General features: G+C 60.4%; 22 protein-coding genes. 9 read left to right on the top strand and 13 right to left on the bottom strand.

Annotated features, from left to right (window positions below):
• Positions 1–9: 9 nt before the first annotated feature.
• Entirely contained in the window at positions 10–2,208 is a 2,199-nt protein-coding gene (locus AB8B20_RS24235) for a KAP family P-loop NTPase fold protein (protein WP_439073331.1), read from the bottom strand.
• Positions 2,209–3,129: 921 nt separating this feature from the next.
• Between AB8B20_RS24235 and AB8B20_RS24230 the strand changes: the two genes are divergently transcribed.
• Positions 3,130–5,403 carry a transglycosylase domain-containing protein gene (locus AB8B20_RS24230; RefSeq protein WP_439073332.1) on the top strand — a complete coding sequence of 758 codons (2,274 nt, stop codon included), beginning with the start codon at positions 3,130–3,132 and terminating at the stop codon, positions 5,401–5,403.
• 128 nt (positions 5,404–5,531) lie between these two features.
• Here the strand turns inward: AB8B20_RS24230 and AB8B20_RS24225 are convergent, their stop codons facing one another.
• From AB8B20_RS24225 to AB8B20_RS24210, 4 genes are all read right to left on the bottom strand, one after another.
• Positions 5,532–6,368 carry a M48 family metallopeptidase gene (locus AB8B20_RS24225; RefSeq protein WP_089262719.1) on the bottom strand — a complete coding sequence of 279 codons (837 nt, stop codon included), beginning with the start codon at positions 6,366–6,368 and terminating at the stop codon, positions 5,532–5,534.
• Positions 6,369–6,659: 291 nt separating this feature from the next.
• Positions 6,660–7,985: a polyhydroxyalkanoate depolymerase gene (locus tag AB8B20_RS24220; RefSeq protein WP_089262721.1), complete on the bottom strand. Its 1,326-nt coding sequence runs from the start codon at positions 7,983–7,985 to the stop codon at positions 6,660–6,662.
• Positions 7,986–8,121: 136 nt separating this feature from the next.
• Positions 8,122–8,937, bottom strand: a complete 816-nt coding sequence (locus AB8B20_RS24215; protein WP_439073333.1) for an ABC transporter permease — start codon at positions 8,935–8,937, stop codon at positions 8,122–8,124.
• Positions 8,934–9,728 carry an ABC transporter ATP-binding protein gene (locus AB8B20_RS24210; protein WP_093760075.1) on the bottom strand — a complete coding sequence of 265 codons (795 nt, stop codon included), beginning with the start codon at positions 9,726–9,728 and terminating at the stop codon, positions 8,934–8,936. The genes AB8B20_RS24215 and AB8B20_RS24210 overlap by 4 nt, the downstream gene beginning before the upstream one ends.
• A gap of 109 nt (positions 9,729–9,837) precedes the next feature.
• On the opposite strand from AB8B20_RS24210, the gene AB8B20_RS24205 reads away from it, so the two are divergent.
• Together AB8B20_RS24205 and AB8B20_RS24200 are read left to right on the top strand one after the other, a co-directional pair.
• On the top strand, positions 9,838–11,154 hold the full coding sequence (locus AB8B20_RS24205; protein ID WP_089262725.1) for an ActS/PrrB/RegB family redox-sensitive histidine kinase: 1,317 nt from the start codon (positions 9,838–9,840) through the stop codon (positions 11,152–11,154).
• A gap of 221 nt (positions 11,155–11,375) precedes the next feature.
• Positions 11,376–12,599 (top strand): LON peptidase substrate-binding domain-containing protein, encoded by a 1,224-nt coding sequence (locus AB8B20_RS24200; RefSeq protein ID WP_439073334.1) that lies wholly within the window; start codon positions 11,376–11,378, stop codon positions 12,597–12,599.
• 88 nt (positions 12,600–12,687) lie between these two features.
• Here the strand turns inward: AB8B20_RS24200 and AB8B20_RS24195 are convergent, their stop codons facing one another.
• Both AB8B20_RS24195 and AB8B20_RS24190 read right to left on the bottom strand, forming a co-directional pair.
• A complete protein-coding gene (locus AB8B20_RS24195; RefSeq protein ID WP_439073335.1) occupies positions 12,688–13,926 on the bottom strand; it encodes an MFS transporter in 1,239 nt (412 codons plus the stop codon).
• A 114-nt stretch (positions 13,927–14,040) separates the two neighbouring features.
• Complete coding sequence (locus AB8B20_RS24190) at positions 14,041–14,721, bottom strand: DUF938 domain-containing protein (protein WP_439073336.1); 681 nt, start codon at positions 14,719–14,721, stop codon at positions 14,041–14,043.
• 145 nt (positions 14,722–14,866) lie between these two features.
• On the opposite strand from AB8B20_RS24190, the gene AB8B20_RS24185 reads away from it, so the two are divergent.
• Complete coding sequence (locus tag AB8B20_RS24185; protein ID WP_115031396.1) at positions 14,867–15,907, top strand: MBL fold metallo-hydrolase; 1,041 nt, start codon at positions 14,867–14,869, stop codon at positions 15,905–15,907.
• Positions 15,908–15,956: 49 nt separating this feature from the next.
• The gene (locus AB8B20_RS24180) at positions 15,957–16,787 is read left to right on the top strand and encodes a class II aldolase/adducin family protein (RefSeq protein ID WP_439073337.1); all 831 of its coding nucleotides are present in this window, start codon (positions 15,957–15,959) and stop codon (positions 16,785–16,787) included.
• A 10-nt stretch (positions 16,788–16,797) separates the two neighbouring features.
• On the opposite strand, the gene AB8B20_RS24175 is transcribed toward AB8B20_RS24180, so the two are convergent.
• Positions 16,798–17,853 carry a HoxN/HupN/NixA family nickel/cobalt transporter gene (locus AB8B20_RS24175; protein ID WP_439073338.1) on the bottom strand — a complete coding sequence of 352 codons (1,056 nt, stop codon included), beginning with the start codon at positions 17,851–17,853 and terminating at the stop codon, positions 16,798–16,800.
• Between the two features lie 219 nt (positions 17,854–18,072).
• Here AB8B20_RS24175 and AB8B20_RS24170 point away from each other — a divergent pair, with 219 nt between their 5' ends.
• Positions 18,073–18,309 carry a hypothetical protein gene (locus tag AB8B20_RS24170; protein WP_068732887.1) on the top strand — a complete coding sequence of 79 codons (237 nt, stop codon included), beginning with the start codon at positions 18,073–18,075 and terminating at the stop codon, positions 18,307–18,309.
• Positions 18,309–18,563 (top strand): hypothetical protein, encoded by a 255-nt coding sequence (locus tag AB8B20_RS24165; protein ID WP_089262737.1) that lies wholly within the window; start codon positions 18,309–18,311, stop codon positions 18,561–18,563. Before AB8B20_RS24170 ends, AB8B20_RS24165 begins: the two co-directional genes overlap by 1 nt.
• 37 nt (positions 18,564–18,600) lie before the next feature.
• Here AB8B20_RS24165 and AB8B20_RS24160 read toward each other — a convergent pair whose 3' ends face one another.
• Positions 18,601–18,849 carry a hypothetical protein gene (locus AB8B20_RS24160; protein WP_068732883.1) on the bottom strand — a complete coding sequence of 83 codons (249 nt, stop codon included), beginning with the start codon at positions 18,847–18,849 and terminating at the stop codon, positions 18,601–18,603.
• An 87-nt stretch (positions 18,850–18,936) separates the two neighbouring features.
• Between AB8B20_RS24160 and AB8B20_RS24155 the strand changes: the two genes are divergently transcribed.
• The gene (locus AB8B20_RS24155; protein ID WP_439073339.1) at positions 18,937–19,161 is read left to right on the top strand and encodes a hypothetical protein; all 225 of its coding nucleotides are present in this window, start codon (positions 18,937–18,939) and stop codon (positions 19,159–19,161) included.
• A gap of 78 nt (positions 19,162–19,239) precedes the next feature.
• On the opposite strand, the gene AB8B20_RS24150 is transcribed toward AB8B20_RS24155, so the two are convergent.
• The 4 genes from AB8B20_RS24150 to AB8B20_RS24135 all read right to left on the bottom strand — a co-directional run bounded on the left by AB8B20_RS24150 (position 19,240) and on the right by AB8B20_RS24135 (position 23,139).
• Positions 19,240–20,166 (bottom strand): dihydrodipicolinate synthase family protein, encoded by a 927-nt coding sequence (locus tag AB8B20_RS24150; RefSeq protein ID WP_089263644.1) that lies wholly within the window; start codon positions 20,164–20,166, stop codon positions 19,240–19,242.
• Positions 20,167–20,237: 71 nt separating this feature from the next.
• The gene (locus tag AB8B20_RS24145) at positions 20,238–21,221 is read right to left on the bottom strand and encodes a TRAP transporter substrate-binding protein (RefSeq protein WP_089262741.1); all 984 of its coding nucleotides are present in this window, start codon (positions 21,219–21,221) and stop codon (positions 20,238–20,240) included.
• Positions 21,222–21,248: 27 nt separating this feature from the next.
• On the bottom strand, positions 21,249–22,514 hold the full coding sequence (locus AB8B20_RS24140) for a TRAP transporter large permease (protein ID WP_093759765.1): 1,266 nt from the start codon (positions 22,512–22,514) through the stop codon (positions 21,249–21,251).
• Position 22,515: 1 nt separating this feature from the next.
• Positions 22,516–23,139, bottom strand: a complete 624-nt coding sequence (locus AB8B20_RS24135; protein ID WP_120288274.1) for a TRAP transporter small permease — start codon at positions 23,137–23,139, stop codon at positions 22,516–22,518.
• Positions 23,140–23,318: 179 nt separating this feature from the next.
• On the opposite strand from AB8B20_RS24135, the gene AB8B20_RS24130 reads away from it, so the two are divergent.
• Complete coding sequence (locus AB8B20_RS24130) at positions 23,319–23,996, top strand: GntR family transcriptional regulator (protein WP_089262746.1); 678 nt, start codon at positions 23,319–23,321, stop codon at positions 23,994–23,996.
• Positions 23,997–24,005 lie beyond the last annotated feature (9 nt).

Genomic DNA, 24,005 nt, shown 5'->3' with positions numbered 1-24,005 from the left:
ATTAATCAATTAATCTTCACTGCCGCGCAGTTCAGCCTTAAGAAATTCACTCTGAATACGACGGCTCTCGTCTGAGCCAGCATTCTGCGCGGCACTGGAAAGTCTCTCCTTAAAGTGCGTGACGTCAATCAATTCGGAGAATGTCTTTGCATTAAAAATTCGAACCTCTGACCTAGTCGTTCCAACTGTACGATATGACGTGCTTGCAAGAACCTGAGCTAACCGCAAAACAGAATCATCAACGGCGATCTCTTTCATTAGCCACTCTCTAACTGGTTTAACACCAGCGATTGATCGCCAAATGAAGATAAGCCGGACGGGCCGAATGAGTTGAAGAAGCTGGCCATTCTCAGCGATGCTGCTAATCTTGGTTGCGATCATCTCCGCCGCATTGATAGCTTCCTCGCGTCCCATATAACAATCATCGCCGTAAGTGGCCTCACCTCCATAAAGACCATGCTGACCCGCAAGACGGATTACAGCGTTGCTCGCAAGCGTGATCCCTCTAGGATGCGCTTGTAAAATTGAAAGCCTTTTCAGCCTCTCAGCCGCAGAGAGTGGAGTGAGGCCATGCACGGCAATAGATTCCAACCTCTGAAGATTATCCTCCACAAAGAATTCCCAGACCCTATCCTCCCTTTGGATCAGCTCATCACTAACGTCGAGAAATGTTCTTAATGTCTCCTCGGACAATAGTGGCTTCACGTGCACAGTCTCGAAGACCTGCTCCAAAAAATTTGCGACAGGTGGGTTCCGCTTGCCAACTTTCCTCTGAGCGAGTTCCCTCAGAAAAATGGGGAGTCTCTCACTCACATCCACCGCCGAAAGTAACGCTTCAATATCAGCTTTGGATTGTCGGCTTGGGTCGCGCCCAAACAGAAAATAATTTCTATAGTATTGTTTAGTACATATCCGTCTGTGTTCGCGCTTTTTTAAGTAGGGAATATCGCCAATGTGCTCATTCCAACCTTTTGCAAGTGCGGGGAAGAGATAAGCGAGAGCCTTCTTCGCTGCCTGTGGATTCTTCGCATTTCTCGGCTCGAAGCCAGAGGAAAATTCTTTCTCCTCCTTGAAGGTCCAGTTTTCACCAGACAGTTCCTCGATGTTCTCGAAAATTTTCTCATACTCTCCGGGCTCGAACAATTGCAACGACGTTAGAATCACAAGATCCGTTAGATCAACGTCACCTGCAACATTCGGCCATATGATCTGCATCGCATTGTAGATACGTGATACATCCCGCGGCGTCTGAATATAAGGCTGAACCGCCTGAAAGAAAGCCATTTGCCATCTCTCGAAATCGTTCGGCTCCGTATCGCCAATGACGGAATTTAGACGCTGAAAGAAGAGGTCTCGTATCTCCGCCTGCCAAGGAGGCGGTAACTTGACCTGCACTTGTATGATCTTCTCGAGGAAATCCGGATCAACGCGATCTACTCCGGCTCCCATGGCCTGCGTCACCACACTCCTGTCGAAGGATAGAACGTAAAGAATATTCGGCAGATCACCCAGACTTTTGACGAGCGAGAAGATCGATCTCATTTCAGAGGGCATAAGCCGATCGACGTCATCAATTACAATGATGATTCTCTTCGCAGATTCTCTAAGGGCAACAGCAAGATCACGCTTTAATGATTCAAGACTCGATGTTTTTGAAGCAAAGCTTTGAATGCCCTCACCGACGGCTCGCCCAGCTGCGCTACCAACGCCAAACGCTGCAACACCACCTGCTGCTAGCGCACCAGCACCACCAGCAACTACACCTACGCTCGGAAGGTATGCCGTTAGCTTCTTTATTGCATTCGATATTGCCCCATTTTCTGAATGACCAATGGCGGCGCCAACTTCACCGAAGAAGGCGCGCACCAAGTTCTCTTGACCGCTGAAATTCCATGGGTTGAAGCGAATTAAATGGGTCTTCCTTTTGCCGTGGAAGGCTTCCCATTCGACCTCAACGGCAGACCACTCACGTTCAACTAGGTCTGCAACTGCAATACCGCTCTCGCGCGCCAACTCGCGAATAATGATGCGACGCTCAATTAGTCTAAGCGCGCTTGTCTTACCTGCTCCCCAGGCCCCTTCGATCGATACGACAATCCCTTCGTCCGGCGCCATCTCGGTTAGTGATCGGGCTAATGCATCGGCAAACTGAGAGAATCCCAGCACGTCGTCGTCTTCACTAGCGATAGGGCGATCGCTCGATAGCATCGTACGAATCCTTCTATTTTGAGACAGAAGGTAGAACTAATACTACGCGTTGTCCCGGACAGGATTGACAACATCCGCAGCTGTGATTATATTCCATTTCGTCCTACTCACGAGGGGCGCTTCTCGAGGGCGCTTTCGAAGTGGAGTTTGGATGCGGCGCCCGCGGACGTGCCTCGCAAGCACGGACTCGGGAGGTCGGGGGTCACCGTCCGGGCCCACTACGGGGCTCTGCCGGAAACGGCTGGACGGGTGCGGGTGAAGGCAGGCGAAAGCCTGTCCGGAACGAAGGACTTTCATTAGTCCTGCCCAGTACCCGGAAGCACGGTCCCTCGAACAGAAAAGCCGCGATGGCGCGCCGAAAGGCGATGCGCGGATCGCAAGGGCTTTCGCAAGCCGGAGCGAAACGCGAGAACGACCAAGTTGCGCCTTTCGGCGCGTCATCCCCCTCATTGTTCGAGGGGGAAAACCGGTCCACCCGCTTTGCGCCGAGGGCGCGATACGGACGGCGCGTGGGCGCAGAGATTTTTCCAGGGAATGGCGTGGCTGTTTGACAGGTGAAGCGGTGAGCGAGAGTGCGAGGGACAGTGCGTGTGTTGCGCAGTGCAGCCACACAACACTCTGGTGTCATCCCCGCCTAGTGCGCCGAAGGCGCACGCGGGGCGGGGATCCATACACACGTACAGAGATAATCGAGACGAGGATCTCGCAACGCTTATCCTTCGGGCCAAACATGAACTCGGAGGTTATGGATCCCCGCCTTCGCGGGGATGACAGCCATGTTTGCAGAGGCTTCGCGCATACGAGCACGTACACATAGCGGCCCAACCATGGAACCTCGTTTCCCTTACGTTAACTTCTGCGTAACCGCCCCTTAAACCGCGCCCGCTAGGCTCGCGGTCTCGGGTGGCGTGGTGTTTGCGTATGGCGTGGGGCAAGAAAAAGAGCGGGCGCAAGGAGCCGACCTTTGGGCTCGGCGCGGCGCTGTCCGATCTGCGCCTCACGGCGGATGATCGCGTACCCGGCGGCGGCGATGACCGGCCCAGGAAAACGCCCAAACAGGCGCCGAAGCGCGAGCCTAATAGCGGCGGCGGCGACAAGCCGCGCAAGGCCCGAACATCCAGCAAGGCGCGCAGCTCCGGCGGTTTCGGCAAGGGCATCAAGCGGCTGTTCTACTGGGGCGCGGTGCTCGGCCTGTGGGCGGCGATCGCCATTGTCGGCGTCGTGATCTATGTCGGCGCGCATCTGCCGCCGATCCAGTCGCTGGAAATTCCCAAGCGCCCGCCGACGATCCAGATCGTCGGCATGGACGGCACGGTGCTGGCGACGCGCGGCGAACAGGCCGGCGCCAATGTGTCGCTGAAGGATCTGCCGCCCTATCTGCCGAAGGCGTTTATCGCCATCGAGGACCGGCGGTTCTATTCGCATTACGGCGTCGACCCCATCGGCATCGCGCGCGCCGCGGCCACCAACCTGATGCATCGCGGCGTCTCGCAGGGCGGCTCGACGCTGACACAGCAGCTCGCCAAGAACCTGTTCCTGACGCAGGAGCGCACCATGGCGCGCAAGCTGCAGGAAGTGGAGCTGGCGTTCTGGCTGGAGCGCAAGCATTCCAAGGCCGAAATCCTGGAACTGTATCTCAACCGGGTCTATTTCGGCTCCGGCGCCTACGGCGTGGAAGCCGCGGCGCAAAAATATTTCGGCAAACCCGCCAAGAACGTCACGGTGGCGGAAGCGGCGATGCTGGCGGGGCTCGTGAAGTCGCCGTCGCGGCTGGCACCGAACCGCAATCCGGAAGGCGCCGAGGCGCGCGCCAAGGTGGTGCTGGCGGCGATGCAGGATGCCGAGTTCATCACCGCAGCCCAGGCCAAGGGCGCGACCGGCGTGCCGCAATACAACGTCAAGCCGGTCGGCGCCGGCACGGTGAACTATGTCGCCGACTGGATCGGCGAAGTGCTGGACGATCTCGTCGGCCAGGTCGACGAGAGCATCATTGTCGAGACCACCATCGATCCCAAGCTGCAGAGCGTCGCCGAAGCCGCGATCATCGACGAGCTGGCGGCGAAGAGCGTGAAGTTCAATGTGACACAGGGCGCACTGGTGGCGATGACGCCGGACGGTTCGGTGCGCGCCATGGTCGGCGGCCGGAACTACTCCGAGAGCCAGTTCAACCGCGCGGTCACCGCGAAGCGCCAGCCGGGATCGAGCTTCAAGCCGTTCGTCTATCTCACCGCCATCGAGGCGGGGCTGACGCCGGAAACCATCCGCACCGACGCGCCGATCGACATCAAGGGCTGGAAGCCGGAGAACTACACCCACGAATATTTCGGCTCGGTGACCCTGACCCAGGCGCTGTCCATGTCGCTGAATACGGTGGCCGTGCGGCTCGGCATCGAGGTCGGCCCGGCCAGTGTGGTGCGCACGGCGCATCGGCTGGGCATCGCCTCAAAGCTCGAGGCCAATGCCTCGATCGCGCTCGGCACCTCCGAAGTGTCGATGACCGAACTGGTCGGCGCCTATGCGCCCTTCGCCAATGGCGGCCTCGCTGTGTCGCCCCATGTGGTGAACCGCATCCGCACGGTGGAAGGCAAGAAGACGCTCTATACGCGCCCGGCGGAGACCGCGAGCCAGGTGATCGACGGCCGCGCCGTGGCGATGATGAACACCATGATGCAGCAGACCATTTTGTCCGGCAGCGCCAAGAAGGCCGAGCTGCCGGGCTGGCAGGCCGCGGGCAAGACCGGCACCAGCCAGGATTTCCGCGACGCCTGGTTCATCGGCTACACCTCGCAGCTCGTCACCGGCGTCTGGCTCGGCAATGACGACAACTCGCCGACCAAGAAGGCCACCGGCGGCGGACTGCCGGTGGAGATCTGGTCGCGCTTCATGAAGACGGCGCATCAGGGCCTGCAGCCGCAGCCGGTGCCGGGATTGGCGCCGTCGAATTCGTTCAGCACCAATCCGATCGGCCAGGCGCTGTCGAGCTTGCTGCCCGGATCGCCCGCACCGTCGCCATCAGCGCCACCGGAACGCGGCTATGTGCCAAGCGCCCCCGTCTATAACGGCTATCGTCCGCAACCGCCGGCACCGACGCAGACCAACTACCCCGCCGCGCGCCAGCAGCCACAGCAAAACGTGCGGCCTGAAGCCGCGAGCGGACTGGATGGCTGGCTGACGGAGCGATTGTTCGGGAGATAGGATAGAGGGAGAGCGCTTTGCGCTGCCCCCTCTCATGTCATCACCCGCGAAAGCGGGTGATCCAGTACACGTTGTCATCGCCGGTGTTTACTGGCTCGCCCGGTCAGGCCGGGCGACGACAGGCTGAGTCAGTCCTGCACGCCGAAGCGATGCAGGTCGTTGCCATGGGTATCGAGCCAGGCCTTGGCGCGTTCGGTCGCCGGGCAGATGCGCCCGACCACGCGCCAGAACTTCACCGAGTGGTTCATCTCGACGAGATGCCCGACTTCATGCGCCGCGAGATAATCCAGCACGAAGGGCGGCGCCAGGATCAGACGCCACGAGAACGACAGCGAGCCCTCGGTGGTGCAGGACCCCCAGCGGCTCGACTGATCGCGGATCGAGATCCGCTTCACCTTGACGTTCAGCTGCGCCGCATAGCGGTTCGATGCCTTGACGAGATCGGCCTTGGCTTCGCGCTTGAGGAAATCGTGGATACGTCGGTCGATATGCTCGACATCGCCGGCGACACAGATGATTTTCTCGCCGTTGTCGCGGGTCTCGGTCCACACCGTCCCCCGCCCCGCACGGTGCACGATTCGATGCGGAGTTCCCCGCAGCGGAACCGTTGTGCCATGTTCGAATGGTGCTGCTTTCGGCAAACGGCCAAGACGCGCGGCGATCCAGGCGCCATGACGTTGTGCAAAGTCCTTTGCATCGGCCAATGACCCACGCGGCGGCATGGTCAGGATGGCTTCGCGCTCGCTCGGATGAATGCGCAGCGTGTAACGCGTCGCACGGCGGTGCCTGCGCAGGCGTATGGCGAAGATCTGGGAGCCGTGTTTGACGGCAAGCGTGTCTGGTTCGGTGGGGCGGCGGTAGAGAAGTGCGCGGAAGGCCATGTCAGTAGTCCCGGTCGTCAGTAGATCGACCGGATTCTGCCATAACCGCCGCCACGGGAATTGCTCGGCGCAAAAACAAATCATTTGCCCAATATACGGGGTCAAAAGGCGATTTGTCCCCTACCGGATGGGGTCCGGAACAGGAATCTGGATTCAAAAGAACGTTGAATTTCGGAATCTAAGAGTGAATCGCGCACCGCTACTAGAAATAGGCGGAAAATCCGGTTTCCATGCCTATTTTCAAGGGCTTAGAAAGCGCGCCATCGCAACTCACCCGCGATGATCGCGCATTTCAACGATGTTGTTTTCGATTCATCGATGGTGATCGCGCACATGCGATGACGATGCATCGTCACCGCATGTGCGCGTGTTGAATCACTCAGCAGCAGCGGCGCGATGGCGCGCGCTTGCTGCGCTCAGCATGAAGTCAGACACGCGCGGCACGATTTCAGATTTGAATCGCGATCCATTGAACACGCCGTAGTGTCCAACGCCTTTCTGAACGTAATGCACACGACGCTCATCGGGGATCGAACTGCACAACATATGCGTCGCTTCGGTCTGACCGAGGCCAGAAATATCGTCGTTCTCGCCTTCGACGGTCATCAGCGCAACGTTGACGACCTTCGACGGATCAACAGGCTTGCCGCGATGGGTCATCTCGCCCTTCGGCAGCGCATGTTTGACGAACACGGTATCGACGGTCTGCAGGTAATACTCTGCAGTCAGATCCATCACCGCCAGATACTCGTCGTAGAATTCGCGATGCTTGTCCACGAGATCGCCATCGCCCTTCACCAGGTTCTCGAACAGCTTCTTGTGTGCTTCCACGTGGCGGTCGCGATTCATGCTGATGAAGCCGCTGAGCTGCAAAAAGCCTGGATAGACGTCGCGCATGATACCTGGATGCGGAAACGGCACCTTGGTGATCACGTTGTTGCGGAACCAATCCATGCCCTTTTCGGCCGCGAGATTGTTCACAGCGGTCGGATTGCGGCGTGTATCGATCGGGCCGCCCATCAGCGTCATCGACAGGGGCACATAGGGATCGTTCTCAGCTTCCATCACCGACACCGCAGCAAGCACCGGCACGGCGGGCTGACAGACGGCGAGAACATGGACGTTGCCGCCGAGCACGTGGAACATCTCGATCACATAGTCGATGTAGTCTTCGAGATCGAAGCGGCCCGCGGCCAGAGGTACCTGACGCGCATCCGACCAGTCGGTGATGTAAACCTCATGGGTCGGCAGGAAGGCTTCGACGGTACCGCGCAGCAATGTCGCGTAGTGACCGGACATCGGCGCCACGATCAACACACGCGGCTGCGGTGCGCGCAGCGGACGCGGGTGCTTGCGATCGAAATACAACAGACGGCAGAACGGCTTTTCCCACACCGAGCGAATCTCGATCGGCGTGCGCACGCCGTTCACGTCGGTATCGTGCAGGCCCCATTCCGGCTTGCCGTAGCGGCGCGTGGTGCGTTCGAACAATTCGCAGCCCGCCGTCACCGACTTGCCGAACTCAGTCTGCGAGAACGGATTCAGCGGATTCTGAAACAGCATCCTGGTAGCGTCTGTCATCGCGCGCGCCGGATTGAGCGACGCGTAGGCCATCTCATACATCCAGTACATCGGGGTGGTCAGAGCCGGGCTCGTCTCGGACGGCAGGGCTGGCGGCCTGCCAAATTCACCTATCGGCATCTGTCCTCACTCGTTGAGCGTCTGCTTTTGCGCTGCAGTATATACTGGTGTCTGCGTAAGAAAGCGTCAATGCGCCGCAAGCATGGCTTTCAGGCCATCGGCGGTAAAAACGGCGGTTATCCCTTGATAAATGGTCTTATTCGCCGCCGGAGATCAGCGTTCCGGCGCGCCTGGCGCTGTTCAAAAGCCCAAGAAATATCGCGAATGAAACAATAAACAGCACGACGTTGATGCCCAGCGCAGTCAACATCAGGTCGGCGCGGAAGGTGTGATCGAACAGCAGCGCCCGCATGCCCTCGAACACATAGGTCGGTGGCAAGGCCCAGGCGACATATTGCAGCCACGTCGGCAGCACCGAGACTGGATAGTAGACGCAGGCCAGCGGCATCAGCCCGAACATCAGCGTCCAGACAATGCTCTCGGCGCCGAGGCCGTTGCGCAGCACCAGACCCGACACGAAGATACCGAGCGACCAGCTCGTGAAGATCAGGTTGCAGAAGAACGCGATCAGCGGCAGGCCGAGCGCGAACAGGTTGAATTTGAAGAACATTGCGAGAATCACCATCGGGATGATGCCGATGGCGAGGCGGATCAGGCTCATGATCATCAGCGAGATCAGAAACTCGATCGGCTTCAGCGGGCTCATCATCAGGTTACCGAGATTGCGCGCCCACATTTCCTCGAGGAAGGAGATGGAGAAGCCAAGCTGGCCGCGAAACAGGATGTCCCACAGGATCACTGCGCCGATCAGCGTGCCGCCGGCCTGGGCGAAGAACCCGGCATTCTGCGAGATGTAATTCTGCAGGAAGCCCCAGGTGATGATCTGCAGCGCCGGCCAATAGACCAGTTCCAGCATCCGCGGCCACGACGACACCAACAGATACCAGTAGCGCAGCACCATCGCATTGATGCGATGCATGGCGATGCCGTGTGACCGCTCTACGAGGCTCATGGCGCCTGCTCCCGGTCGCGACCGCGTGCGACGTCGAGGAACACGTCTTCCAGCGTCGTGCGGTTATAGCGCAGCAAAATCTGCTCCGGGCTATCGTCGTCCTCGATGCGGCCCTTCTTCATGATGATGACGCGGTCGCATAGCCGCTCGACTTCCAGCATGTTGTGCGAGGCCAAGAGGATCGTGGCGTTGTTGCTCCTGCGATAGGTCTCGATATGTCGCCTGATCCAGTCCGCGGTATCCGGGTCGAGCGAGGCCGTCGGTTCATCGAGCAGCAACAGCTCGGGCGCATTGATCAACGCCTTGGCCAGCGCGACGCGCGTTTTCTGGCCTGCAGAGAGCTTGCCGCTGGCGCGGTCGAGAAAATCCTTGAGATCGAGGTCTTCGGCCAGTTGCGCGATGCGGCCCTTGAGGTCAGGCACGGCATAGAGCTTTCCGAACACGGTGAGGTTCTGCCGGACCGTGAGTCGCATCGGCATGTCGACGTAGGGGCTTTCAAAATTCATCCGGCCGAGCACTTCGGCTGATTGCGCCGGCATCGCACAGCCGAGCACCGAGACCTTGCCCGAGGTCGGCAGCGTCAGCCCCATGATCATGGCAATGGTGGTGGTCTTGCCGGCGCCGTTGCCGCCCAGGAGACCGGTGATGCTGCCGCGCGCGATCTTGAACGAGATGTCGTCCACGGCGCAGTTGGTCTTGTAGAATTTGACGAGATGAGCGACGTCGATCGCCGCCGCAGCATTGCGATCAACCGTCGCCGCATGACCTGACTTGGTGTCTTCAATCGTCATTGCTGCCGTTCCATGCGGCATTGTGGCGGCGAAGGCAAGCTTGGGCGCTTCAAGTGGCCGCAGCCCGCATGGGTTTGTGGTCATCGCCCGGGGCGTCTAATGTCCTGATATGACCGATATTTCCGCCTCCGACTTTCGCCAGCCGCGCCGTTATGTTCGCCTCGACACGATCCTGCGTTTGCGCTGGCTCGCGGCGCTCGGCCAGTTGGCTGCGATCTTCGTCGTGGTGCAGGGGCTCGAATACGACGTCGCCATCATTCCCTGCGTGACGATCATCGGCCTGTCGGCGACCCTCAATCTCGTGCTGCAGACGCTGTTCAATCCGGTCCACCGGCTGGAACCGCTTTTCGCAGCCGCCCTGCTCGCGCTCAATATCATCGAGCTGGCGGGCCTGCTCTACTGCACCGGCGGATTGCAGAATCCGTTCTCGTTCCTGTTTCTGGCACCGGTGCTGATCTCCGCGACGGCACTGCCGACGCGTTTCACCATCGCGCTCGGCGTTCTCGCCGCAGCCTCTGCCACCGTGCTGGCCTTCTTTCATCTGCCGCTACCGTGGGATTCCGCAGAACCGCTGGTGCTGCCACAGATCTATCTGCTCGGTGTCTGGTTCTCGATCCTGACCGCCATCGGCGTGACCAGCCTCTATGCGTTTCAGGTCACTGAGGAAGCCCGCAAGCTTTCGGACGCGCTCGCCGCCACCGAACTGGTGCTGACGCGCGAGCAGCATTTGACCCAGATCGACGGTCTCGCCGCCGCTGCCGCGCATGAATTGGGAACGCCGCTCTCGACCATCTTCCTGATCTCCCGGGAGCTTGAGAAGAACATCCACAACAACCCGGAACTTGCCGATGACCTGAAGACCGTCCGCGAACAGGCGCAGCGCTGCCGCGAGATTCTTTCCAAGATCACGCAGCTGAATTCGAGCGGCGCGCCATTCGACCGCATGCCGCTCTCGCAGCTGATCGAGGAAGCCGTGGCGCCGCATCGCGACTTCGGCATTGCCATCAAGATACGTATCGCCGTCGCCAACGCCCCCGAACCGGCCGGCATGCGTAATCCGGCAATCCTCTACGGCGTCGGCAACATTCTGGAGAATGCGGTCGATTTCGCGCGGGAGCAGGTCGAAGTGAACGCCTGGTGGAATGCGGAAAGTATCGTGATCTCGATCTCGGACGATGGCCCGGGCATTCCACCGGACCTGCTGAAGCGGATCGGCGAGCCCTATCTGTCGCGGCGTCGCCCCGCCGAAGAGGGCGAACATCGCGGCCTCGGCCTCGGCGTATTCATCGCGCGCACGCTGCTGGAGCGCACCGGCGCCAGGGTAACGTTCAGCAATCGTGTCTTTCCGGATCACGGCGCGGTGGTGCAAATCTCGTGGCCGCGCGACGCGTTCGAGACTGCGGACCAATTGGCCGATGTCGACTGATACAGGTCTCACTGTCGCGTGAACGCAGCCGACAGTTGCACCTCATTGACAGCTAGACGCCTTTGAGCCAATTTTATCTCGGTTGATACGACCTGCCGGTTGCGCCCTGAACGGGACGGTGAACGTATCACTTCCTTTGCCGACACCCTTTGTCCGAGCGACCGGGTCAGCAACGCAACCACCTGATGCCCCCTGGTTCGCTCACGCAAAGGACGAAACAGATGCGCGATTTTCGCGATGCAAAGGCTATGGCGCAGACCCTGCGCGAAAACCTCACCACCAAAGCCGTCACGATCAGTCACAGCGAAAGCCTGGAGTTGATATCGAGAATATTGGGTGTCGCTGACTGGAATACCTTGTCTGCGATGCTGCAGGTCGGTCGAACTTCGCCAGAAGTGCCGACTATCAAACTTCAAACCGGAATATCAAGCTACCCGGCCATTCCGCTGAGAGATCTCGTTCCATTCCCGACAGCGACCTACCCGCTTTTTGTCGGACGGGAGAAAACAATACTCGCTCTGAAAGATGCCTTCGATCGGCAACGCGAGGTCGTGCTTGCTATTCAAAAGAACGAAACTGTTGACGAACCTGGCTTCGAGGACATCTACGACATTGGCGTTCTCGCCCAGTTGCTTGAAATTCAAAGGATTGATGACGGCACGCTCAGGGTTCTGGCACAGGGGCGTCAACGCGTCGTGATTCAGCGTTTCGTAGGCGAGACTGGCTCGTATAGAGCCGATGTTACAGGCGTGAGTGAGGGTCCTATTCCTGATGAGCCCGAACTGATCCAGCAGGCAGTCAAGCGGTTCGAGAGCTACGTTTCGGCTCACGACATGCGCGTGCCACTAATTTGGCCGCCACTGGAGCGAACCCTCGACCCCGGACGGGTTGCCGACGTCATCGCCTCGCATATCGTCCTGCCGATCAGCGAAAAGCAGAAGCTGCTAGCGACTCTCGACCCCGTAAAGAGGCTGAAAAGCGCCGATGCCCTCATCGACCTGTCGACGCTGCCGCTTTCGCCCGCGCTTCACGCGACACGGCGACGCGCTATCGAATATGCCGACCAGAGAGGCCATCAATATGCAACGTTGGAGCACCTGTTACTTGCACTGGTCGATGACACCGATGCCGCCGCGGTGCTGCGGGATTGCAATGCCGATTTCGGAACGTTGAAAGCCGACCTGATCCGCTACCTCGATAAGGAACTGAAAAATCTGATGATCGAGACCGGCAAGAATGGCCAGCCGACGGCAGCATTTGTGCGTGTGTCCCAGCGCGCTGCGATTCACGCGCAGGAGCTTGGCTGGTCTGAAGTGAAAGGGTCAAACACCCTGCTGGCCATCTTTCCCGAAACAAGAAGTCCGGCTGTCCGCCTGCTGAGCGGACAAGGCATCACCCAGAAACTGGTGGCTGCCTCGATCACTGGAAACACAGGATCGGCCTGACGACGTCCGGACGTCCCAGAGTGTCGTTCACAAATGCCGGCTTGGGCGATGGTGATCGCCAGGCCGGCAAGTGTGTGATGCGCCTTGGTTAGATAGCCGGATCGGGAAACGCCGCAGCCTGCTGCACCGCGCGGCGCTTGATGAAACCGGCCATGACCAGCGCCACGAGCCCGAGAACGACCGGCGGGAAAACCACAGCATTGACCGTGGACCAGCCATAATTCGCCAGCAACTGGCCGGAGGAGAACGAGCCAACCGCCATCAGGCCGAACACCAGGAAGTCGTTGAAGGCCTGCACCTTGTTGCGCTCCTGCGGCCGATGGGTCTCCAGCACCAGCGCGGAAGCGCCGATGAAGCCGAAATTCCAGCCGAGGCCGAGCACGACGAGACAGACCCAGAAATGCATCGCGCTGATGCCGGCGATGCCGATCACCGCGGCGATCGCCTCCAGCGCCAGACCTGCGGCCACGACCTTCGACGCGCCAAAGCGTGCGATCAGCGATCCCGTGAAGAAGCTCGGACCGTACATCGCCACGATGTGCCACTGCAGGCCGAAATTGGAATCGCTCAGCGTCAGCCCGCAAAGCTTCATCGCCAGCGGCGCCGAGGTCATCACGAGATTCATCATCGAATAGGACACCACGCCGCAAATCGCGGCTGCAATGAAGCGCGGCTGCCGCACTATCTCCAGCAACGGCCGGCCACCATGCATGTCCGCAGGCGCGGGCCTCGGCGCATCCACGGTGGAGAGCAAGGCCATCGCGATCAGGGCGACCACCGCCTGCGCCGCGAAGCTCGCGGCAAACAGATAGGGCGACCAGATATCCATGGTCCATTGCACGAGTTGCGGGCCCAGCACGCCGGCGAATACGCCGCCAGCCATCACCCAGGAGACGGCTTTCGGACGATAGGACGGGCTGGCGCCATCGGCGGCGGCGAAGCGATAGGATTGCGCGACAGCACCGTAGAAGCCGCCGAAGAATGTCGCGCAGCAGAACAGTGCGAATGATGCTTTCAGGATCGCGATGGCGCCGAGCAGGCCGCAGATCGCACCGGCGCCACTGCCGATGATGAAGGCGACGCGGCGGCCATAGGCGCGGGAGATCATGCCGACCGGCAGTGTTCCGCAGGCAAGCCCGACGACATAAACCGAGATCGGCACCGTCGCGAGCGACACACTCGGCGCCAGCGTGGCGCCAACAATGGCGCCGGTGGCGAAGATGACCGCCGAATTGGCGCCGCCAAGCGCCTGCGCCGCAGCCAGCCGCATCACGTTGGAACGTGCGCGCGCGTCATCGTGAATCTCTGGGGTAGCCGCGTCGATCATGGGGAAATCCGCCCGGATGTGGCCCGGTTCGTCCCGGGGTCTTTATTCGCCACGACTATGACGACCGCCCTCCGGCAGATCAACACACGCCAGCGCGCACGCACCATGCGCCGATCATTCGGGCGGCCGGGCAAATACAAGGATCAGATTGTTGGCGGGCATCTCGATGACCTCAGCCAGCCGAAGGCCGACGCCCTGCGCGACGTGCTCCAGATCCTCGACATCGCGCACGCCCCAGTCAGGATTACCGTCGCGCAGGCTGGTATCGAACACAGCATTGCTCACGGCCGTATGTTTGCCGCCGCGCTTGAACGGGCCATAGATAAAGAGACGTCCATCCGGCCGCAGATATCTTGCTGCGCCCGCGATCAAACCTTCGGCGACGGACCAAGGTGCGATGTGGACGACATTGGCGCAGAACACCGCGAGCAGCGCACCCGGGCCGCTGCCGTTCTCCATCTCCGGGCACCACGCCGGATCCAAGAGATCGATCCGCAGCGGCGGTCTGACATTCGTCAATTTCGCATGGGTGCGCCAGGCGGCGATGCTTTTGAGATGGGCGTCATTGAGATCGCTCGGCCACCAGGTGATGTCGGGCGTTTGTCCAGCGAAGTGAATGACATGCTGGCCGGTGCCGCTGCCGACTTCCACAACATCGCCGCAAGCCTGCTGCAGGAAAGTCGCAAGAACCCGCCAGATCGCCTCGTGGTTGCGATGGAAAGCTGCGGCATCGAGCCGGCCATCATCTTCCACGCGCCGGCCATCCCGACCGAACTCGACCACATATTCCGCCATCAGGCCCTCACTGCTCCGGGCAGTATCCCGAACTTGCGTTCACGAACAAGAGAAGAAAGAGATCGTCCAACCGCCAGTAACTGGGTTAATATTCTGACGAATACACGATCCGAAGAAGGATCGACCACGCAGAATTGGTGCGCCTATGATCTTCCGTCAGCTGTTCGACAGTGTGTCCGGCACATATAGCTATCTGCTTGCCAGCCGCCACGGCGGCGAGGCGCTGATCCTCGATCCGGTCCTGGAAAAGGTCGATCGCTATTGCCAGTTGTTGCGCGAGCTCGACCTGAAGCTCGTGAAGGCGGTCGATACGCATCTCCATGCGGACCACGTCACCGGCCTCGCCGAACTGCGCGACCGCACCCATTGCGTGACCATCATGGGCGACCAGAGCAAGGCCGACGTCGTCGCCATGCGTGTCAGCGACGGCGACAAGGTGACGATCGAAGGCGTCGAGCTCGACGTGATGTATACGCCCGGCCACACCGATGACTCCTACAGCTATCTGATGGGCGACCGCGTCTTCACCGGCGACACGCTGCTGATCCGCGGCACCGGCCGCACCGATTTCCAGAACGGCAGCGCGCGGGCGCAATATGATTCACTGTTCAACCGCCTGCTCAAGCTGCCCGACGAGACGATGGTGTTCCCGGCGCACGACTACAAGGGCGACACCGTGAGCACCATCGGCGAAGAGAAGCGCTACAATCCGCGGCTGCAGGTGAAGTCCGTGGAGGACTACATCGAGCTGATGGGCAAGCTCAACCTGCCGAACCCGAAACTGATGGATGTGGTAATCCCGGCCAATATGAAGGTCGGGCTGAAGCCGGACGCGCTGAAGAAGCAAGGCCTGGCGCTGTCTCCGCGGGAGGCCATTGCCCATCTCGGCGATCCCGCCATCCTGCTGGTTGACCTGCGCGAGAGCGGCGAACGCGCCAAGCACGGCGTGCTCGCCGGTGCGCTGCATGCGCCCTACCCGTCGATATCGGACAGCCTCAAGCCCGGCGGCATGCTGCGCGAGGTCGCCACTGCCACCAAGCGCCGCATCGTGTTCTTCTGCGCCTTCGGCGAACGCTCGGCCATGGCGGTCACTGCCGCGAAGGATGCAGGGATCGACAATGCCGCACATCTGGACGGCGGCATCGATGCGTGGAAGAAAGCTGGCGGCCCGGTGTTGGCCGCATGATATAGCGAGCAAGGCGGACCAACCCGCCACTCGACAGGGGGAGACTATAATGGCGTCGACACGATCGGCTGCGCCAATGCTGCTGGCAATGGTGTTCGCACTCTCTCTGCAACCGGCCTCCGCACAAACCGCAGCACAGCCCCCAGCACCAACATCTGCCGGCCCCGTCGATCCAGCGTTGATGCAAGACCTCGTGGTGGCGAACCGCGTCCTCACCGATCTCAATGTGATCGACGGTTTCGGCCATGTCAGCATGCGCCATCCGACCGACCCCAATCGCTACCTGATGGGGCGCTCCGTGGCGCCAGCGCTGGTCACGGCCGACGACATCATGGAATACGACCTCGACTCCAATCCCGTCGACGCGAAGGGGCGCGCCAGTTTCCTCGAACGCTTCATCCACGGCGAAATCTACAAGGCCCGGCCCGACGTCAAAGCCATCGTCCATACACATTCGCCGGGGATCATCCCCTTCAGCGTCAGCAGCACGCCGTTACGGCCGGTGTTCCACCTCGGCGCCTTCCTGTTTCCCGACGTGCCGGTGTTCGAGATCCGCGATAGCGCCGGCATGAGCAACATGCTGGTCAGCAACGCGCAGCTGGGCAAGGCGCTGGCCAGTACGCTCGGTGACCGCAGCGTGGCACTGATGCGGGGCCATGGCAGTGTCGTCGTGGCGAGCACAATTCCGATGGCAGTGTTTCGGGCCCATTACAGCAACGTCAATGCGCAGCTGCAGTCGCAGGCGCTCGCGCTTGGCGGATCCGTGAGCTATCTGCTGGGCGAGGAAAGCCAGAAAACGCTGGCTGTGATCGACCAGATCCATGGCCGGGCCTGGGATCTGTGGAAGCGCGCCGCGCTGGAAAAGATGGCGCCCAAATAGCGACGCCGCATCAGGCTTCGTGAACCCGAACCTCGATGTCGTCATAGCCTTTGATGCGATAGACGATCACCGAGATCATCCAGCTCAGGATGAAGATCGCGATGATGAGGTAGCCGAGCGCGCCGAAATTCTCGTTCAGCGCTTCGATGCCGTCCCAGAAGCTACCTGACAGATCGAGCTTGCGGCCAATCAGGCCGAGCGCCTCGACGCCGCCGATCACCAGCGCCACGATCACCGACACCAGCGTGATGATCATGTTGTAATACAGCTTGCGGATCGGCTTCACGAAAGCCCAGCCATAGGCGCGCACCATCAAGACCGAGTCCGTCGCATCGACCAGCGACATTCCCGCCGTGAACAGTGCGGGAAACACGAGAATCGACCACATCGACATGCCATCGGCGCTTTGCGAGGCGGAGATACCCAGCAGCGCGATTTCGGTCGCGGTGTCGAAGCCGAGGCCGAACAGGATGCCGAGCGGATACATGTGCCAGCTCTTCGAGATCACGGCGAAGACCGAACGCAGCATGCGGCCGATGACGCCGCGCTGCGAAAGCAAAACATTGAGATCTTCATCGATGAATCGCTCACCGCGCTTCACTGCCTTGAACAGCCGATACACCGATACGAGAATGAAGATATTGGCCACTGCCACGATCAGCAGGAAGAAGGCCGAGACGCTCGTGCCGATCAGGCCGCCAATTTCCTTGAAGTCCGCGAATTTCTCCTGCAGTGCCGACACTGCCAGCGCCACGAAGATGGATGCCACGACGACCACAGTGGAGTGACCGAGCGAGAAAAACAGGCCCACCGACAGCGGACGCTTGCCGGACTGCATGAGCTTGCGCGTCACATTATCGATGGCTGCAATGTGGTCGGCGTCAACGGCGTGGCGCAGGCCGAAGGTGTAGGCGAGCAGCGCGGTGCCCAGCAGAACCGGCTGGTCGCGGAAGGCGATCAGGGCCCATATCCAGGCCAGCACATTGGCCGGGATCAGAATGGCGTAGATGGCGATGATGCGGCCGCGCAGGTTGTCGGCGCCATCGTTGAACAGTGTGCGGATCATGGAGATTCTTGCAGTCCGGATTACCACCGGATTGTCTCAGGAAGGCCTGACGGACGCAACCTGGCCTCATTCGCGTCGAATTCGCCGCATTTCCGGCACAAAGCGATTAACTGCAGCGGCCAGTTAGGTGGCAGCAGGGGTGCCGCTTCCTATATCTACGTGATAAGAATGACACAGAGTTCGCTGCGCGCCGATCGCGCGGCCTAACCCGAGGCGTTGATGGACACCGAACAGGAACAGAAGACACCCGCAGAACTGAAGGAAATCCGGCTCGCCCGCAAGGCGGCGCAGGAAGCCGAAGGCGTGAAAGCGATGGCCGACATTGCGGCCGCCGATGTCGCCATCCGCAAGCGGACCGAGGAACTGCGCGCGCTTCGCCTTGCCAGGGAAGCCGAAGAACTGGCCAACCCGCCCGAACCCAAACCGAAAGCTACCAGAAAAAAGAAAACGAGCTGATGCCAACTGACGACAAAGCGACGAAATCCGAACGCGACGCCGCGGCCAAAGCGGTACTCGACAACATGGCCCGACTGAAGGCCATGCGCCTTGCCCGCGAAGCGGTATCGCCCCCCGCGCCGGCCAAGAAGAAGACCGCAACGAAATCGGGCAAGACGTCTTCGAGCAAGACATCGTCGAGCAAATCGGCGGAAAAAGCACAAGCCCTGGCAGCGTGGCTCGCCGATCAGCGCAGCGGCGGCCGCAGGACCTGACTATCGCAGGACCTGCTTTCGCAGGGTCTGATCTATCTCAGGCCGCGCTCGGCGCAGGCCATTCGATCATGGTACGGGTCTTGGTTGCAGAATCGTAGACCTGGATCTGAAGCATCTGAAACTGGTTCTTCAGCTTCATGCCGGCTTCTTCCGCGGCTTCGACCGTATCGTGGTGGGATTTGAAATGGCCATCCACCACCAGTGAATAACCTTCGGTCGGCGCCCTGTCGGCGCGAATGAATTTGCGCGCCTGCGGTTCGTCGAGCTCTAACTTCGGTTTTTTCATCGTCACTCCAGAACAAGATTCGCCCGATTTCAAAGCGGGCAGGATTCGCCCCCCGTTTACACGGTCATGCGGAAAAACACAGGGCAATTGCGGGATTACGGCAATATCTGCTTCAATCGCGGTCAGAATGAGGTCAACACAAGCAATCCGGCGGGGAAAATGATGAGCGGACGAGTGGGCGGAGCCCGCGACGACAAACCGGCCAAGGACGACAAGCAAAAACCCGTCCCCACGCCGCCGCGGCCTGACGACGACGAGGAAGACGGCGATATCGCCACGCCGAAACGCGATCGCGACGACGAAGATATCTAACTGTGCGAAGGCATCGCTACATAAGACATCGGCGCGCCACGACTGACGCGCCGATAAATTTCAGATAGCGACGAGTCGTTAAGCTGCCTTGAGGCCGACATCCGGCAGCATCGGACGGTGACGTAGCGCCTTGGTCATGATCCCCTCCACTTCCGCCTTTTCATGCGGCAGCAGCGCCAGACGTGGCGGCCGGGTCAGTGCGGTACCGCGGCCCATGATGTTTTCGCACAGCTTGATGCACTGGACGAGATCCGGGCGCGCATCGAGATGCAGCAGCGGCATGAACCATTCATAGATCGCCATCGCCTCTTTGAGGCGCCCGGCCTTGGCCAGACGGAACAGCGTCTCGCCTTCGCGCGGGAAGGCATTGGACATCCCCGACACCCAACCGACGGCGCCCATCGCCACGCTCTCAACGATCACGTCGTCGAGGCCGGCGAACAACACGAAGCGGTCGCCGACCATATTGCGCGTGTCGATGAAGCGGCGTGTATCGCCTGACGAATCCTTGAAGCAGACGACCGTGTCGACATCGGCCAGCGTAGCGAGAATGTCGGGGGTGACATCGTTCTTGTAGATCGGCGGGTTGTTGTAGAGCATCACCGGCAGATCGGTGGCGGTGGCGACCGAACGAAAGTGCGCGGCGGTCTCGTGCGGCTTGGACGAATAGACCAAAGCGGGCATCACCATGATGCCATCGATGCCGACGCGTGCGGCTTCCTTCGCGGTATCCACGGCAAAGGCCGTGGTGAATTCGGCGATACCGCAGAGCACGGGCACGCGGCCCTTCGCGACCGACTTGGCCGCTTCCATGATCGCGATCTTTTCCTTGCGCTCCAGCGAGGTGTTCTCGCCGACGGAGCCGCAGATGATCAGGCCGGACACACCGTCACGGATCAGGCCGTCCATGACCTTCGCGGTGGCGTCGATGTCGAGCGACAGGTCGTCATGGAATTGCGTGGTGACTGCCGGGAAGACGCCTTCCCAGGAAATACGGGGACTCATGGCAAAACTCCGTGTGATGCCGGCGCGCATAGCGCGCCGGCTGATGAGGATGATGGGCAAGAATTAGAGGATCAGATCGTCGCGCCGACCTTGCGCAGCTCGGCGAGCACTGGCGCTTTCGGCAGCCAGATCTTGTCGAATTCGGCGATGACGGCTTCGGTATCCTTGACGGCCACCTGACGCACCGGCACCGACGTGCCCTTGAAATTCTCGATCAGTGCCGGCTCGCCAGCAGCCAATTCGTCGATCTGCGCATCGAGCGTCGACTTCACCGCCTTGGTGATCAGCTCCTTGTCAGCGGCGGGCAGCGACTGCCAGACGCGGCCGGACACGACGGCGGCCATCGGCATGAAGACGGCATTCATCTGCAGGATCGACTTCGACACCTTGTCGAAGCGCTGGTTCCAGGAGAATTCCAGATCGGCTTCCAGACCATCGACCTGGCCATTCGACATGGCGTCGAACACCTGCGGCGTCGGAATCGGCGTCGGTGCGGCGCCGAGCGATGAGTAGAAGTCGCGATAGACCGGCGTCGGATTGATACGCAGCTTCATGCCCTTGATGTCAGCGAGCGTGTTGAGATCCCTGACCGCGAAGACCGCGCGCATGCCGGTGATGCCCCAGCCGAGGCCAATGGTGCCGGTTTCCGCAGGCAGCACGTCGAACAGTTTGACTGCCGCCGGATGACGCACGAATTTCGCCACGGCTGGCGTGGAGCGCACGATATAGGGCGCGTTGATCGCCGCGATATGCGGCACGCGCGAACCGAGTTCGGCAGCCTGGATGAAGCCCATATCGAGCGCGCCGGTCTGCAACTGCTGCATCATCGCTGCTTCGTTGCCTAGCTGGCCGGAGTGAAACACCGTCATGGTGAGACGGCCCTTGGTCTCTTCCTTGAGCTGATCGGCGAGCTTCAGCGCAGCCTTGTTCCAGGAATGGCCGTTCGGCGTGATCAGGCCGAGACGCAGTTCCTTGGCCTGCGCCAATGCGAGCGACGGCGCAAATACCGAAGCAGCTGCCGATGCGGCGAGGAAGCGACGACGTGAGATGGTCATGACGGAGGCTCCTTGATGAGTATGGGCTTACTTGATGAGGGCGAGAGACAGATACGGATAGAGCGAGAGCAGCACCAACAGGATGCAGGAGATGAAGAAGAACGGCAGCGTCACCATGAACATCTTGCCGGGCTTGGCGCCTGTGACGGCGGCGGCGACGAAAAAACAGAGTCCGACCGGCGGCGACAGCAATCCGAGCACGAGATTGATCACGACGACCACGCCGAAGTGACGCGGGTCGATGTGGTAGATCTCGGTCGCCACCGGCAGCAGGATCGGCACGGTCATGATCAGGCCGGGCACGCCGTCGATCACCGTACCGATGACCAGCAGGATGACATTGCAGATCAGCATGAAGCTGATCGGATCCTTGGCAACGGTCTGGATCCAGGCCGCGGTCTCCTGCGGCACTTTGCCGAAGATCAGAACCCAGGAAAACACGGCGGCAGCGGCAACGAGAAACAGCACGATCGCCGAATAGATGCCCGAGCGCAGCATCATTTGCGGCAGTTGCGACCACTCGAATTCCTTGGTCCAGTATTTGCCGACAACAGCAGCGGCGACAGCGCCGACGGCAGCCGATTCCGTTGCGTTCGCCAGACCGCCGAGGATGGAGCCGACGATGACGATGGGAATCAAAAGGGTCGGCGAGGTGCGCAGGATGGTCATCACACGCTGTTTCGGCGTCTGATAGTCCGCACGCGGATAGTTGTAGACGTAGCCCATCAGCGCGATGACGACACAGAACATCACTGTGAGGATGACACCGGGAATGATGCCCGCGATCAACATGTCGCTGACCGACACCTGCGCCAGCACGCTGTAGACCACGAACATTACCGACGGCGGAATGATCGGGCCGAGCATGCCGCCATAGGCGGTGAGACCGGCAGCGAAGGTCTTGTCGTAGCCTTTCTTTTCCATTTCCGGGACCATGATCTGCGCCATGATCGCGACCTGTGCGGTCGCCGAGCCGAGAATGGAGGAGATGAACATATTGGCGAGAATGTTGACGTAAGCCAGTCCGCCCTTCAGTGAGCCGACAAAGGCCATCGCCATGTCGACGATGCGCTTGGTGATGCCGCCGCCATTCATAATCTCGCCGATCAGGATAAACAGCGGGATCGCGATCAGACCGTAGCTGTCGACGCCGCCGAACAGTTGCAGCGGATAGGACTGGAACAGCACCGGATTGCCGGACGCCATGATGTAGACGAAGCCGGCGAGGCAAAGGCAAAGACCGATCGGCACGCCGACCAGCATGATCACCGTGAATGCGGCGAAGGTGATCATATTAGTTCACCCCGTCGAGTTCGGAGAGCTGGAAGCCTTTCGGCGGCACCTTGGCGACGAGGCCGAGGTCCTCGAGCAGATTCGCAATGCCATGGATGGTGATCGACACCGCGAAAATGGGCAGTGTCAGATAGAGGACCCATGTCGGCCAGTTCAGCGTCTGGGTGCGCTCGGTGTAGAGAAAATTGAAGGTCTGGCCCGCGAACTTCTTCGCGTCGAAGCCTGCTTGCGCAAGGCCGATCGGGTCCATCCAGAGCATGCAGGTGACGATCAGGCCGACACCGAACACGATCACCGTGCTCGTGGCGATAATCTTGAAGATCTGCTGGCTTCTGGCCGACAGACGTTCGGTCATCATGGTGACCGCAAAGTCGAGCCGCAGGCGGGTCATCGCGGAGGCGCCGATGAAGGTCAGCCAGACCACCGAATACACCGCCGACTCATCGATCCAGTAGATCGGGAAGTGCGAATAGCGGGTGACGACATTCACCAGGATCAGCGCCGTCAGCAGATACATCAGGCCCATCAGAGCCAGCCGCTCGAAGGCCAGCAGCCCGGCGGACGCCACCAGGATGACCCGGCGGGCCCCGATGGCCGGGGCCGTCGACATCGTCTGGTCACTCATAAACTGCCCCCGCTGTCACGATTGTGATATGATTTTTTGATCGTATAATTTATACAATTTCTCTGTCAAACGCTGATTTGCACAAATTCACGCCTTGAGGAGTTTTTGTGCGGCAGCGAAGACGGGACGAGATCTGAGATCAATCCGGCCGAAATCCAGAGAAAAGGCTCGATAAATCAATGAGCGCGCCGCTAAAGCACCGCACCCTGTCGGCCATGATCGCGGATCAACTCCGGCAGGCCATCCTCGACGGCACCCACCCGGCCGGCGCGCAGTTGCGCCAGGACGCCTTGGGCGAGGCCTATGGCGTCAGCCGGATTCCGGTGCGGGAAGCCCTGTTTCAGCTTGAGGCCGAAGGGCTGGTGAAGATCGTCCCGCAGAAGGGCGCCATCGTCTCGGAACTGTCGCTCGACGAAATCAACGACGTGTTCGATCTCCGGGTCATCCTCGAGCCACGGATGCTGGCGCAGTCCGCGCCGCATTTTGTCGACAACGACTTCGCTGCACTCGACGACATCCAGCACCGCTTCGAGAAGGCGATTGCCGCCGGCAATATCAGCGAATGGGGACAGCTCAACGCCGATTTCCACATGGCGATGTATGTCCGGGCGCGGCAGCCGCGCACACAGACGATCGTGATGGCGCTGCTGCAAACCAGCGACCGCTACACGCGCATGCAACTCTCGACCACCACCGCGATGGGCATCGCTGAGAAAGAACACGCCGAACTCATCGCGCTGTGCCGCAGCCAGAAGATCGATGACGCCTGCCGTTTCCTTGAACGTCACATCGAGTCGGTGCGCGCAGACCTTTTGCGCGTCATCGGCCGCACCATTCCGAAGAGCGGCGCGGCGTAGACACGCCGC

The organism is Tardiphaga sp. 866_E4_N1_4, assembly GCF_052076075.1.
Lineage (GTDB): Bacteria > Pseudomonadota > Alphaproteobacteria > Rhizobiales > Xanthobacteraceae > Tardiphaga > Tardiphaga robiniae.
This window is presented reverse-complemented; position numbering and strand designations above follow the sequence as displayed.